The 13,034-nt window shown below is 68.8% G+C and carries 12 protein-coding genes and 3 pseudogenes; 9 read left to right on the top strand and 6 right to left on the bottom strand.

The annotated features are described in order from the left end of the window. Nucleotides 1–537 precede the first annotated feature (537 nt). From ABT057_RS14200 to ABT057_RS14185, 4 genes are read left to right on the top strand one after another with little or no spacing between them, the layout of a single operon-like run. On the top strand, nucleotides 538–1,830 hold the full coding sequence (locus ABT057_RS14200; protein WP_352343094.1) for an IS256 family transposase: 1,293 nt from the start codon (nucleotides 538–540) through the stop codon (nucleotides 1,828–1,830). Nucleotides 1,831–1,858: 28 nt separating this feature from the next. Beyond that, a complete protein-coding gene (locus tag ABT057_RS14195) occupies nucleotides 1,859–3,151 on the top strand; it encodes an NsdA family TPR-like regulatory protein (RefSeq protein ID WP_352343092.1) in 1,293 nt (430 codons plus the stop codon). Further along, entirely contained in the window at nucleotides 3,148–3,543 is a 396-nt protein-coding gene (locus ABT057_RS14190) for a hypothetical protein (RefSeq protein WP_352343091.1), read from the top strand. Before ABT057_RS14195 ends, ABT057_RS14190 begins: the two co-directional genes overlap by 4 nt. Continuing rightward, nucleotides 3,519–4,334, top strand: a complete 816-nt coding sequence (locus ABT057_RS14185; protein WP_352343090.1) for a DUF3592 domain-containing protein — start codon at nucleotides 3,519–3,521, stop codon at nucleotides 4,332–4,334. Before ABT057_RS14190 ends, ABT057_RS14185 begins: the two co-directional genes overlap by 25 nt. Nucleotides 4,335–4,343: 9 nt before the next feature. On the opposite strand, the gene ABT057_RS14180 is transcribed toward ABT057_RS14185, so the two are convergent. Further along, a complete protein-coding gene (locus tag ABT057_RS14180; RefSeq protein ID WP_352343089.1) occupies nucleotides 4,344–5,807 on the bottom strand; it encodes an NF041680 family putative transposase in 1,464 nt (487 codons plus the stop codon). 228 nt (nucleotides 5,808–6,035) lie between these two features. Here ABT057_RS14180 and ABT057_RS14175 point away from each other — a divergent pair. Further along, a pseudogene (locus ABT057_RS14175) lies at nucleotides 6,036–6,843 on the top strand (IS5 family transposase). 98 nt (nucleotides 6,844–6,941) lie between these two features. Here ABT057_RS14175 and ABT057_RS14170 read toward each other — a convergent pair. Next, on the bottom strand, nucleotides 6,942–7,247 hold the full coding sequence (locus ABT057_RS14170) for a hypothetical protein (RefSeq protein WP_352343088.1): 306 nt from the start codon (nucleotides 7,245–7,247) through the stop codon (nucleotides 6,942–6,944). A gap of 484 nt (nucleotides 7,248–7,731) precedes the next feature. Between ABT057_RS14170 and ABT057_RS14165 the strand changes: the two genes are divergently transcribed. Further along, nucleotides 7,732–8,019, top strand: coding sequence for a hypothetical protein (locus tag ABT057_RS14165; protein ID WP_352343087.1), 288 nt, complete (start codon nucleotides 7,732–7,734; stop codon nucleotides 8,017–8,019). A 28-nt stretch (nucleotides 8,020–8,047) separates the two neighbouring features. Continuing rightward, complete coding sequence (locus tag ABT057_RS14160) at nucleotides 8,048–8,584, top strand: TetR family transcriptional regulator (RefSeq protein WP_352343085.1); 537 nt, start codon at nucleotides 8,048–8,050, stop codon at nucleotides 8,582–8,584. A 146-nt stretch (nucleotides 8,585–8,730) separates the two neighbouring features. On the opposite strand, the gene ABT057_RS14155 is transcribed toward ABT057_RS14160, so the two are convergent. Both ABT057_RS14155 and ABT057_RS14150 read right to left on the bottom strand, forming a co-directional pair. Further along, nucleotides 8,731–9,015 carry a hypothetical protein gene (locus ABT057_RS14155; RefSeq protein ID WP_352343083.1) on the bottom strand — a complete coding sequence of 95 codons (285 nt, stop codon included), beginning with the start codon at nucleotides 9,013–9,015 and terminating at the stop codon, nucleotides 8,731–8,733. Then, nucleotides 9,012–9,830, bottom strand: coding sequence for a phytanoyl-CoA dioxygenase family protein (locus ABT057_RS14150; protein WP_352343081.1), 819 nt, complete (start codon nucleotides 9,828–9,830; stop codon nucleotides 9,012–9,014). The genes ABT057_RS14155 and ABT057_RS14150 overlap by 4 nt, the downstream gene beginning before the upstream one ends. 70 nt (nucleotides 9,831–9,900) lie before the next feature. Here ABT057_RS14150 and ABT057_RS14145 point away from each other — a divergent pair, with 70 nt between their 5' ends. Further along, on the top strand, nucleotides 9,901–10,686 hold the full coding sequence (locus ABT057_RS14145) for an AraC family transcriptional regulator (RefSeq protein WP_352343080.1): 786 nt from the start codon (nucleotides 9,901–9,903) through the stop codon (nucleotides 10,684–10,686). Between the two features lie 77 nt (nucleotides 10,687–10,763). On the opposite strand, the pseudogene ABT057_RS14140 reads toward ABT057_RS14145, so the two are convergent. After that, nucleotides 10,764–10,862, bottom strand: a pseudogene (locus tag ABT057_RS14140) (peptide-methionine (S)-S-oxide reductase MsrA); the annotation flags it as partial. Between the two features lie 892 nt (nucleotides 10,863–11,754). Between ABT057_RS14140 and ABT057_RS14135 the strand changes: the two are divergent. Beyond that, nucleotides 11,755–12,569 (top strand): annotated as a pseudogene (locus tag ABT057_RS14135) (IS5 family transposase). Here the strand turns inward: ABT057_RS14135 and ABT057_RS14130 are convergent. Further along, the gene (locus ABT057_RS14130) at nucleotides 12,558–12,989 is read right to left on the bottom strand and encodes a DUF5959 family protein (RefSeq protein ID WP_352343167.1); all 432 of its coding nucleotides are present in this window, start codon (nucleotides 12,987–12,989) and stop codon (nucleotides 12,558–12,560) included. The pseudogene ABT057_RS14135 and the gene ABT057_RS14130 sit on opposite strands and share 12 nt — an antisense overlap. Nucleotides 12,990–13,034: the final 45 nt, after the last annotated feature.

Raw genomic sequence — 13,034 nt, 5'->3', positions numbered from 1 at the left:
TCGCCCATGACGGCACCAAGCCCCAGCGCAGCGGCCGCAACTGCCTGCCCTCCGGCGCGGCATCATCATGTCCACTCGCGGTGCGCTCGAGGACAGCCCACGCATCGTTTGGCCGGCGCGACATTCCAGTTCGGCGCGAGCGTCTCCTCGGCACGCCAGTCGGTGACCTGGAAGAGCTGGACCAGATCCTCGGCACTGCGGGTGGAGACGTATCAGCCACACATACAGCCACTGTGCCACCGGCCGGGCTTATCGAAGAACCATCTAGCGCGCCATGCCGGGCCGTGTCCCGAAGCTGCCGCAGGGCGTCCGTAGTGCCGACCGCTGGCGTTGCAGCGGTCCGGGTCATGGCGGGTGTGGCGGAAGCGGGCGGTGTAATCGGGGCGGGTGCGGGGGCCGCAGTACTCCAGGGGCAGGCCACAGGCCAGGCAGCAGTAGCGGTCGTGGGCGCGCCCGCGGGGCAGACGCTGGGCAGGAGCGGCGACGGTGGGGACTGTAAGACGTTCGGTGTAACTCCCGATCATGGAAGACGCATCGATGACCAGTGAGAACGTGTCCGAGTCCAAGGCCGTGGAGCCCACCAAGGCTGCGTCGCCGAAGACCGGGGACGACCAGCTGATCGACGAGCTGGTGGGCCGCGCCCGGGCCGAGGGTGTGCAACTGACCGGCGAGGGCGGGCTGCTGCAGCAGCTGACCCAGCGGCTGCTGGAGTCCGCCCTGGAGGGCGAGATCACCGACCACCTCGGCTATGACAAGCACGATCCGGCGGGCGAGAACGGCGGCAACTCCCGCAACGGCAAACGCTCCAAGACCGTGCTGACCGACGTGGGCCCGGTGGAGATAACCGTGCCCCGCGACCGCGACGGTTCCTTCGAACCGAAGATCGTCAAGAAGCGGCAAAAGCGCCTGACTGGCGTCGACGAGATGGTCATCTCACTCGCCGCGAAGGGCCTGACCACGGGCGAGGTCCAGGCCCACCTGGCCGAGGTCTATGGCGCCGAAGTCTCCCGCCAGACCATCTCCACCATCACCGACAAGGTCTTGGAGGGCATGGCCGAATGGCAGAGCCGCCCCCTCGACGCCGTCTACCCGGTGGTCTTCATCGACGCCATCCACGTGAAAATCCGCGACGGCGCGGTCGCCAACCGGCCCATCTATGTCGCCCTGGCCGTCACGGTCGAGGGCCGGCGGGAAATCCTCGGACTGTGGGCCGGTGACGGCGGCGAGGGCGCCAAGCACTGGCTGCACATCCTCACCGAGGTCAAGAACCGCGGCGTCAGCGACGTGCTCATGCTGGTCTGCGACGGGCCCAAGGGCCTGCCCGAAGCGGTGGAGACCGTCTGGCCCCGGACGATCGTGCAGACCTGTGTCGTGCATCTGCTGCGGAACTCCTTCCGCTATGCCGCCCGCCAGGACTGGGACAAGATTGCCCGGCTTCTCAAGCCCGTCTACACGGCGCCGACCGAGGAGGCCGCCCTGGACCGGTTCGCGGAGTTCGCCGACGCCTGGGGCCGGAAGTATCCGGCGATCGTGAAGCTGTGGGAGAACGCCTGGGAGGAGTTCACCCCGTTCCTGCGGTTCGACACCGAGATCCGCCGCATCGTCTGCACGACGAACGCGATCGAGTCGGTGAATGCGCGGATCCGACGGGCGGTCAAGGCCCGCGGGCACTTCCCCAACGAGCAGGCCGCCCTGAAGTGCGTCTACATGGCGATCATGTCCCTCGATCCCACCGGCAAGGGGCAGGCCCGCTGGACCATGCGCTCGAAGACCGCGCTGAACACCTTCGACATCACCTTCGACGGCCGCCTATCGGCGGCCCGTCAGTAACCTCAACTGCACCGATTACACCGCTCGTTTGACAGACCCGATGGAAGAGTTCGTCTCCGGTATCCGTGACGCGGCCGCCCGCCGTGGTCTGCGCCCAGGCACGGACGAGGCACGGGTGCGCAAATGGCAACGTGGCATCAAGCCCAACAAAGAATCCCAGATCTACATCGCCGAAGCACTCGGCTGGCCCGCGGACATCGTCCGCGCCGACGACTGGCCGAACTGGCTGCCGCTCACCGCCGACGGCGTGGTCCCGCTCGGACCCCACAACTCCGTGCCCGCCCTGAGAGAGGCCATGCGAACAGCGATGGACCGCCGCACCTTCTTCACGATCTCCGGCGCCACCCTGTCCGCGCTGGCCGCGGACTGGGCCGCCGACCCTACGAGCGCGCTCGCCCAGGCCCGCGACGGCAAACCAATCGGCGAGGACTTCGTCGCCTTCCTGGAGAACACCACCCAGCAACTCGCCAGTCACGCCACCGAGCAGCGACAGCACACCGCCACGCTGCTGGACGCCCACCTGTCCACGGTGACCGAACTACTCGAACACGGCCGCTACGCCCCCGCCCTCGGGCTGCGTCTGCACACCCTGGCCGCCTCCCTGTCCCAGACTGTCGCCTGGCACCGATTCGACCTGGACCGCCACACCCACGCCAGCCAGAACTGGATCGCCGGTCTGTACAACGCCCACGCAGCCGGGGACCACGACATGGGCGCCGGCCTCCTGGGCGACCTCGCCTACCAGGCCGCATGGCGCACGGACCACACCACCGCGGCAAACATCCTCAACTATGCCCTGACCCGCGCCCAGAACCCCGCCGCCCGCTGCCTGCTCCAGTTACGCCTCGCCCGCACCCTCGCTGCACAGGGTGACCGGAGCGAACGGCGCGCCGTGCTGCGTGCCCTTGCCGCGGCGGAGAAACACCTGGGCGACGCCGGCGCCGACCGACCGGCCTGGTGCGCCTGGGTATCCGAAGCCGATCTCGCCGTGGACTCCGGCCAGGCCCTCCTGGACCTCGGCGACATCGGCTGCGCTCACCGGCTGATTACCGAAGGCGAAGGCCTGCTGCCTCCGGCCCGGGACAAGACCCGCGGTGTGTTTCTCGCCTACCGTGCCGCGAGCTATCTCGATCTGAAGGAACCCGAGCCCGCCGCGGCCGCCGCCACCGAATCCCTGCTCCTGGCACGTCGCATCGGAGCACCCCGCTGCGTGCAGCTTGTCGACGACCTTCTCCCCGCTTCCAGCACTACCAGGACGCCCAGGGCGTTCCGGAACTCCTCCAGCTTGCTGCCGCATAGCAGGAAGGGGCGGATCCGATGACCACCGATGCTGGGCTCCCGTCGGTCAGAGAGTCCCTCCAGCTCGCGCTCCTGGCGGAACCCGAGGGCAGTCCGCTGGTGGCCGAACTCGCCGAAGCCGCCGCCGACCACTACCACCTCAACTACAGCAAGCACCCCATCCCGGTGCTGTTCCGGGAGGTCCGCGCCGCGCGCACCCTGCTGGCCGGGGTGCTCCCCGCCGGCACGGACGGCACCGAACTGCACCGCCAGCTCGGCCGGCTCTCAGGACTCCTGGGCAACCTGGCCTTCCACCTCGACGACCCGGCCGGCGCACGCACCCACCTGGGCACCGCCGTCTCCTACGCCAACCGCTGCGGTGACACGGCGCTGGCGGCCTGGGCGTACGGGTGGCCCGCCACACCGGCAACCTGACCGCCGCGTATACGTACGCCGAGCGCGGCGCGGCCGCGGCCCCGGCCGGACTGGTCCGTGCCCAACTCCATGCCTGGGCGCTGCTGCCCACCCTCGCCCAGCAGGGCAGCGACCGGGAGGCGGCCGCCGCCCTGGACGTCGCCTTGACCGAACTCGAAGCCGACCCGGGCGGCCAGGCCCCGGGCCGTTTCGGCTTCGACGAGCCCGAACTCGCCCTGCACCAGGCCGAAGCGCCCCCTCGGAGCCTGTGTCTGAACCCCGGTCGAGGGACGAGTTCGGGCGGCGACCGCAACCCTGACACCAGGGTGACGCGTCATCACTTTTGGGGTTCAAAGAGCCTTGCGGTACAGACGAGACTGGCGAGACGGAAGAGACACCCATTCATGCTGAAGGCGTTCGTGGCGGTTTTGATATGCGGGGGAGTCGCCGTGCTGCTCTTCCGTGCAGCACTTAAGGACGGTGCAGCGGCACGGAAATTACGGCGGCACGGGATACACACCCGTGGCGTCGTGGTTGACAACGTACCGGTGGAAGAACGGAATTCGGGGGCCAACGTGGCCCCGATCATCGCCTTCGCCGACCGGCAGGGCTGCCGCGTGGAGTTCACGACCCGGATCCGCGGGGTCGGGATGGGACTGGCGACCGGGCGGGAGGTGCCGGTGGTGTATCTGGCGCACGAACCACAGAGCGCGCGGGTGTTCACGCGGCGGCACATGCTGGGGCCCGCGCTGGGCATGGCGTTCGTGGCGTCGGGCTTCCTATGCGCCGGCGTGGTGATCGCCGTGCTGTGAGCTTGCCGTTTATCCAGTGCGGCGTGGTTTGGTGCCGACCTTGTGGTGGGTCGGTCGGCGGTGAAGTGCGCCGGTGACCAGGAGCAGGCCCACGTCGTAGCGTTCGGCTGGGCGGCGGTTCTTCGAGCCAGGTGGGCGTCCGGGGCCCGGTCTGGAGGGTTTCGGCACTCCGGCCGACGTTGAGATTTTGACGTGCAGGTGTCGGAACCCTCGGCGGACCCGGGCCGGGGTGAGCCTGTTCGCGGGGACTGGCCTTTCCCACGGGCGTCGAAGGTCAATGGCCAGGGGGCGGGCGAGGCGGAGTTGGGTGTAGGCGGCGATGATCAGCCAGGTCCAGTTGTCCGCCGCCTTGGGATCGCGCAGTTTCGGGGCGGTCCAGCCGAGGGTCTGCTTGATCATTCTGAAGAAGTGCTCGATGTCGAACCTTCGGAGGAACGCCTGCCAGGCCAGGTCGATGTCTTCGGATTCGGCTGCGGGCCGTGACCACCACAGCCATACGGGCTTGGGTTCACCGCCACTGGGCAGGTGGTCGACCTGGAGGCGGATCACGGTGCCCTCGATGACGGGGAGTTTGCCTGGGTGGTTGCGCCAGGCTGAACGCTGTTGGAGCTCGGGGTGAAGGCGGTGCCAGCCCTGAGCGTGGGCGGTGCCGTAGCGGGTCGTGGTGGTCTTCGTCTCCGCGTCAGGGGCGCCCCAGGTCCTGGTGTCCTTGAAGATGAACTCGCTGCCGTGCTTGGGCGGTCGTCCGCCCTTCGGGTCGTAGACGCGTGGGGGTGCGGGGCGGCGCATGACCCGGTCCGAGCGGAGACGTCCGAGGAGTTCGACGGGCAGGTCCCGCAGGAGGTAGGACAGGCGCATCACGTCGTAGCCGGCGTCGACCACAATCCAGATTAGTGGGTCGCCGTCATGCCACTGGCCTGCTGTGATCAGGCGGTGGACCAGGTCTCGGACCTGGTCGGCGGTCACGGCGGCGAGGTCGGCACCGGGCTGCAGCCGCACGGCATCCAGCGGTGCGGTCCACGAGGAGCGGCCCGTTTCCAGGGCGACGATCCACGAGCATGGCCAGCCCGGGATCATGAGGTGCTTGTTCTCGCCACGGCCGTAGGTATGGCAGAACGAGCGCGCATCGCTGGTGGCGGCGTCCGGTCGCAGCCACGGCGAGACGTCCACGGCCAGGACCAGCCGCCCGTCGGCAGCCCGCGGCAACGGAACCGAGGCCAGTGTCCTTCGCAGCCGGGCGACCTCGATGCGGCCCTGGTTGAGACCGGCGTACAGCGCACCGTGCCCACGCCGGTGCTCGGGCGCCAGCGCCAGTCCGACCAGGGTCTTCACCGGTCCGTCCGTACACAGCAGGGCATCGGCCAGCTCGAACAGAGCATCCGCCCGTCCTGTCAAGCAGTCGTAGAAGTCCGCCCGGAAGCATGACAGTTGCCAAATCGCATCCGGCCCGGCTCCCACGCGCGACAGAGACATCTCCACGGCCTTCCTGCTGAGCGGTATACCTGTGACGGAGCACAGCATCAGTGGAAGCCCGTTCCCACGTGCCCTGATCTAGGCAGAGCCCACGCATGCGTGAACTACGTTCGAGACCAGGCAGCAGACAACCGCGAGACATCCCGTGAGTTCCTTTAACTGATCGTTTCAGAATGAGTTGAGCTGTGGGTCTCGTGCTCGGTGATCTTGATCGGCAAGGTGTTCCGAGTGCGTGCTGATCTTGTTCCGGATGACCTGTGGGAGCGGGTGGCTCCGCTGTGCCGTCCGCTCCCGAACAGCGCCGTCGCTACCCGGGTCGACTTCGGGTTCCGGACCGGGCCGCCCTCGCGGGCGTCATGTACGTGCTGCGGACTGGTGTCGCTTGGCGCGATGTTCCGGCCGAGACCGTGGGCTGCTCCGGGGTGACGGCCTGGCGTCGGCTGCGGGACTGGACCGAGGCCGGCGTCTGGCCGCGTCTGCATGCCGCCCTGCTGGCCGAACTGCGCCGCGCCGCCCTGCTGGACCTGGACGACTGCTCCGTGGACGGGTCGCATGTCCGGGCCCTGAAAGGGGGGATCACGTCGGCCCCTCGCCCGTCGACCGTGCCCGTCCCGGCTCCAAACACCATCTGATCGTCGACCGCCAGGGCATTCCGCTCGCTGTCACGCTCACGAGCGGGAACCGACATGACGTCACCCAGTTGCTGCCGCTGCTGGACGCTGTCCCAGCGATTCGGGGCCTGCGAGGACGCCCACGCCGCAAGCCCCGGCGTCTGTATGCCGATCGGGGCTACGACTTCGACAAGTACCGCCGCCTGCTGTGGAAGCGGGGCATCAAGCCGTTGATTGCCCGACGCGGGGTCGCCCACGGTTCCGGACTGGGCAAGGTGCGCTGGGTCGTCGAGCGCGCCTTCGCCTGGCTGCACCAGTTCAAGCGGCTCCGCATCCGCTACGAACGACGCGCGGACCTGCACCAGGGCCTGCTCGAACTGGCCTGCAGCCTCATATGCCTTCGCCGTCTCCGAACTTCATTCTGAAAGGTCAGCGAGGGGCGACATGCCGGAGGCGGTGGCAGGGCGGCAAAGTCGATTCCCGCCCTTGGGGGGCTGAACTCAGGGGAGGTCGAAGGTGATGTTCACACCGAACCGTCCCCGTCCGGCGCCTCCGTGAGCGTGAGAGTTCCATCCTCTGCCTCGAAAACTCTCACCAAGATCCCGCCGTTGTCCTCGCCGGGAAACACAATGGAGAAGTAGGGGTCCATCTCCATGAGGAAGTCCCAACCCTCGCGCTGGGTCGTGTCGAGGGCATTGGCATGCCGACCGGTTGCCCGCCACGTGCCGACCGCGTCGACAGCGACGGTGATTTCGATGTCGTACTTCTCAAGGCACGTCGCGTGATTGGCCCACCATTCGAGGCGGGCCTGACCCACGAATCGATCCATGAGCACACTATGCACGGCGCCCCGGCCGGACGGGCAAGTCTGTGCGGCTGCCGGCCGCCGTGGGTCAGGCTGTGAGACAGAGCCGCATGGGGCAAGCCGGACAGACCCTCGCCTCAACCGGCTGCACCGCATGTGCCTCGCTGCCTCCGGATCTCATTCTGAAACCATCAGTTAGAGCACCAGTACCAACCAGCCGGCCAAACGGAGGACACCATGAACACTGAGCCCGCTCCCGCCCATCGCCCCGGATTCGAACAGCGGCGGCGGTCCCCGCTCACCTCCCCGAACTGCGGAACTCGGCAGTCCGACGTCCACCCGCGCCGCTCAGCACGACTGAATACGAGGTGGCCGGCATGAGCAGCGGAAGTGATGCAGACGGCATCCGCCCGGGGGCGGTACCCGGCCCACGCGGTGCGGAACTTCCGCTGCCGCCCGCCGCCGCGCCCGGTTCCCCCAGGCCCGCGCGACGCTCTCCCGGGTCGGCATGGAGGTCTTGCAGACTCTCGCCGAGCCGTACGGCCGGCACGAGCTGCCCACAGCGACCTGGAAGGACGCCGAACGAGGCGTCCCCGGAGACGACGTGCTCTCCCTTGTCGCCCGGCTGCTCGCCCGTGCGCCCGCGCCGATGACGCGCACCGACATCCTGTCGGCCCTTCCCGCCGCCGCGCAGCACCCGCACCGCCGGCAGATGGACGGACTGGGCCGCCTTCTGCACCGTTTCCCCGCCTTCCACCAGCCCGCCCCCGGGAAGTGGAGCGGAACCCGCTGCTGAGGGGCTGCGGGAGCGCAAGAAGCGGCTGTTGCGGCAGCAGCTGTCCGACACGGCCACCGAGATGTTCATGGAACGGGGCTTCGACGCCGTGCGCGTCTCCGAGATCGCCGAAGCCTGCGGGGTGTCGGAGAAGACCGTGTTCAACTACTTCCCCACCAAGGAGTCCCTCGTCCTGGACCTGGGCGAGGCCACGTTGGGCTCTCTGCGGACCACACTGGCCGATCCGGTTCTCTCGCCGGTCGAGACTGTGCTGAAGATCTTGTCCGGCGAGCTGGCGGCCATCACATCCTGGCTGACCGAACAGGACGACCTCGCCCAGGCGAAGAACATGCTTCTGCGCTTCGGCATGCTGATCAGATCCACTCCGTCGCTGCGGGCCTATCAGCGCGACATGGCTGACCAGCAGGCCGCCGTAGCCGCCGAAGTCCTGGCTCGGCGCAGTGAGACGAGCCCGGACGACCCCGAGATGCAGATCGCCGCAGCCGCCCTGCTCGCCCTGTGGCCCATCCAGTTCCAGGCGCTACGCAGGCACCTGAACCGCGTCCAGGCCCCCGAGCAGCTGTAACGAGGTGGTCGGCGCCGACGTCCGACGCGCAGCCCAACTCATCGACACGGGACTGGCCTCGCTCGCCCACGTCCGGCGCGGCAAGTGAAATCGCCCTGGAGCGGCGCCCGACGCCGCGCCCCAGGTGAGCGGCGGTGCAGCTCGGCTCACACCGCAACGAGTTTCTCGAAGAAGAACTCGTGCTTGAGGAACGACGTCTCGTGTTCGGCCCCCGGATACGGCGGGATGAGCTGGGCGGCCTGGATGAGGCGCCAGCCGTCCTGCAGTGCGGCGACGGCGCTCTCGTACGGCGGCTCGTCGCTGTCGCCGGTGGTGGGGCGGGTGGCGCCGGCGCCGTCGTAGCGGGCCCATCCGACGACCGGGGAGTCGAGCGCGGAGGTGCCCAGGTACAGGACGAGGACCTGCTGCCGCACGGTGCTCGAACTGGTCATGCGTTGCTCCTCTGCGCGGGCCGGTTGGCGATCCGGGTGGCCCAGTACTCGATGTCGAAGTCGGGGTCGGCGGACAGGAAGCGCCAGAGCTTGATCCGGTTGTGGATCTCCAGGCGGCCGGTGGCCGGTTCGTACCAGGGGAAGGTGCGCCCCAACTCCTCGCGCACAGCCGGGTCGTACAGGTCCGCGGTGTCCCAGAGCCGCACCTGTGGCACGGTCGGGTTGAAACGGATCTTGTACATGTGGCGGACGGTGTCGCTGTCGTTGCGCCGTCCGCCGTGCCAGATGCCGTGGTGGAGCAGGATGACGGTGCCCGCCGGGCAGGTCAGGCGGGTCTGGCCGCGCAGGTTCTGGTAGCGGCCGGTGTCGGACTCGTTGGTACGGCGCAGATGACTGCCGGGGACGATGAGCGTGCCGCCCATGTCCGCGGTGACCTCCTGCGGGTAGTACATGAGCTGCACGTCGAAGGCGTCGGTGCGGACGTCGATGAGGGCGTCTGCGTGCAGTGGTTGCGCGCTGCCCTGGCGCGGTTCGCGGATGTGCACGTAGTGGTGGTCGACGGTCGGATCCGCACCCAGCAGGCTCTCCAACGCGCCCGCGACGGCGGGGAGTTCGACGAGCCGTCGAGTGAAGGAGCCCTCAGGGAACGCCTTCGGTACAGGAGTGCCGTACGGCACGGAAGGCAGCCCCGCGGCGAAGACGCCGAGCGCCTCCTCGTTGAGCTCCCGGGGCACGACACCGTCCAGGCGCAGGAAACCCTGGGCCACGAACCGCGCCACCTGGGCAGAACTCAGCAGTTGTCGTGTGGTTGGCATACAGCAACCGTAGGAAGAGGCAGGCCCGAAGTAGTGGGCTGCAATCGGCGTCCACTGGTAAATTTCCGCCATGACGGATTCCGTGGAGCTGACCCTCGACCTGCCTCCCCAGGTGGCGAACGCGGGCGTGGGTGTCCACGGGTACGCCGGCCCCCACGACGTGTTCCGGCTGCCGCGGCTGTGGCAGCTCCATCTGTACGGCTACTCCGGCACCCTGGAGTTCGGCGGCTTCCGGCATCCGATCCGCCCCGGGCACGTGAGCCTCGTTCCGCCTGACACAGAGGTGCACTTCCACTACGACACCACGCCGAGCGAGCACCTGTACGCGCACTTCCGGCTGCCGGGCGAGGGCGAGCGGCGCCGCGTTCCGGTGATGCAGGACGCAGGCCCGGACGCCGCGGTGCTCCGCGGGCTGCTGCGGCAGACGGTCGCGGCCGACACGCAGTGCCCGGCGCGGGCCGCCGCCGAGCTCTGGACCGTGCTGTGGCGCATGACCGGCCTGGCCGGTGCCTCCGGGAGCGGCGAGGAGTCCCGGCATCCTGCGCTGCGGACGGCCATGGCCCACATCGAAGAGCACCTGGCCGCCCCGCTGGGCGTTCCGGACATCGCCCGTGCCGCCGGGATCTCGCACACGCAGCTCACGCGGTTGTTCCGTAAGCACACCGGGCTCACGGTCGTCGGCTACATCCGGCGCCGCCGCATGGAACGGGCCCGGCACCTCCTGATCGCCTCGACGCTCGCCATCCCGGCGATCGCCGCGACCGTCGGCATCCCCGACCTCCAGGCGTTCAACAAGACCTGCCACAGGGAACTGGGCGCCTCACCGCGAGCTGTCAGGAGCTCAGCACTCAGGTAAAGCGGGCCCGGGCTGCTACTCCGCCCCGCCCGGCGCCGAAGGCGACCGGGCGAGGCGAGTACCGGGCCGTTTCCCGGTCAGCCCTCCGTGCGGGCGGGCAGCCGCCATCCCGGGCGCGGGAAGTGGCAGTTGCAGCCGTCGGGATAACGCTCCAGGCAGTCCTGGTACTCAGGCTCGGTGCCTCCACCGACACCACATCGGTCGCCGTGCTCGAACTGGGACGAGCACGGCGTCCAACTAAGGCGTGTTTCGAAAGTGGCGTCGTCTGCCCGAAGGGCAGGCCTGGCGGCGTCTGATGCGTGCGATCGCAAGGCGGAGGGCCGCCCCGATACTGGATGTATCGGGGCGCGCCCGACAACGCGGCTGGGGTCCCCCCTCTGGGGGAGTGCATGCCAGACGCCGCCAGGCAGGCGGGACTTTCGAAACACGCCCTGGACGACGTTGAAAGGGCGTTCCGCAGGACTCGGGAGAGCCTTCGCCCCTCCGGGGCCAGACGCGGAAGAACTGCGCCGCGGCAACGCCCGCCCGCCCAGGCCGCGGTCGCGATGACGAACAGCTCCATCGCCTCGGTCACGTGTCCGAGGACGAGGACGACGGCGGCCGCGACGAACACCGCCGTCCCGGCCGCCGCGAGCCCCGTGGCACCAGTCTTCACCGCGAATCGGACGACGCGCACACGCAACTCGTGCAGGCGCTCACGGCGCAGCCGACGCCGCACGGCCCGGGCTTCGCGCCGCAGACAGACAGACTCGTGCTCGATCTGCGCCAGGAAGTCCACCGGCGTGCTGCTCAGCAGCACGGAGACCGGGACGTCCTGGCCTCGGCCGCCGTCGGGGTGCATCGTGGTCATCAGGTGTTCCTCAGCGAGTGCCTGCCCGCCGCCCGGGTTGGAGAGCCTGGGGGCGGCGGGCCCCGAGCGCGTGTACGCCGGTACGAACACAACAGTCGGGCCGGACCTGCAGTGTGAGCACCGACCCGGCCCGAATACGCAGAGGTGGCTTAGAACTCCTAACGAAATGATCTTTGAGGTGGTTGGATCGCCCTGGGAGTGTTGATCTGGGGGTGCGAGTGGCTCGGCCGAAGCTGTGGGACGTCGATGACGACCTGTGGGCTGTGATCGAACCGCTGTTGCCGAAGGTCGAGCAGCGGACTCGGCATCCAGGGCGGAAGCGGCATCCGGTCCGGCTGGTGTTCCAGGGCATCCCGTTCGTGCTGCACACCGGGGTCGCGTGAGAACACTTGCCGCAAGAGCTCGGCTTCGGCTCGGGCATGACCTGCTGGCGCCGCCCGGCCGAGTGGACCGAGGCTGGCTTGCGGCCCCGGCTGCACCAGGAACTCCTGGCGAAGCTGCGCAGCGCGGACGTGCTGGACTTCTCCCCGGCAGCGGTCGACGGCTCTCACATCCGGGCGCTGAAGGGGGGCCCAAGACTGGACGAAGCCCTGCCGACCGGGGCAGAACCGGCAGCAAACACCACCTGATCACTGACGCCACCGGCATCCCACTCGCCGTCACCCTGACCGGCGGCAACCGCAACGACGTCACCCAACCCATCCCGCTCCTCGAAGCCGTTCCGTTGGTGCGCGGCAGGCGTGGCCGGCCCCGGCGGCGCCCGGACATTGTGCTCGGTGACCGCGGCTACGACCACGACAAGTACCGCCGCCTCGTCCGGGCTCTCGGCGTGAAGCCGGTGATCGCCCGCCGGGGCACTGAGCACGGGTCAGGGCTCGGGACTCAACGCTGGGTGGTGGAGCGTGCATTCGCACATCTGCACTGGTTCCGCCGCCTGCGGATCCGCTGGGAGATCCGCGACGACATCCACGAGGCCCTGCTCAGTCTCGGATGCTCCATGATCTGCTGGCGCAGGCTGAGCTCACTCCGATGACAGGTGCCCGTCCCAGGCGCCGAGCACGGCGCTGAGCAAGCCCCGATGAGTTGCGACCCAGTCGGACGGCAGATCGATGGGCACCCGCACGGTCGTCATCGAGATCAGTTTGTCTTCAACCACCACCTCGGGGCAGTCACGCTCACCGTTCAGGTGGATGTAGACGGATGGCCCGCGCTGGACGTGCAACCAGGCGATGTCCTCACCGGCCTCCAGGCGGTCCAATGCCTCGGCCCACGAGGTGAGCCGCGATCGCCACAACGAGAGGTCCACGCGGCCGGCCACGAACGGCGTGTCGACGACAATCTCTGCGGCGAGCCCACCGGCCACACCCTGCAAGGGGCCAAGCACGGTGATGCGCACACTGTTGCCTTCGTCATCGCACAAAAGAGCCAGATCCAACTGCCCAGCCGTTACCACGCCGCCTCCCACGAAGATGAGACGATCTTGACGCACCTCCGCCTC

The organism is Streptomyces sp. NPDC002588, assembly GCF_040295925.1.
In the GTDB taxonomy this organism is placed as follows: domain Bacteria; phylum Actinomycetota; class Actinomycetes; order Streptomycetales; family Streptomycetaceae; genus Streptomyces.
This window is presented reverse-complemented; position numbering and strand designations above follow the sequence as displayed.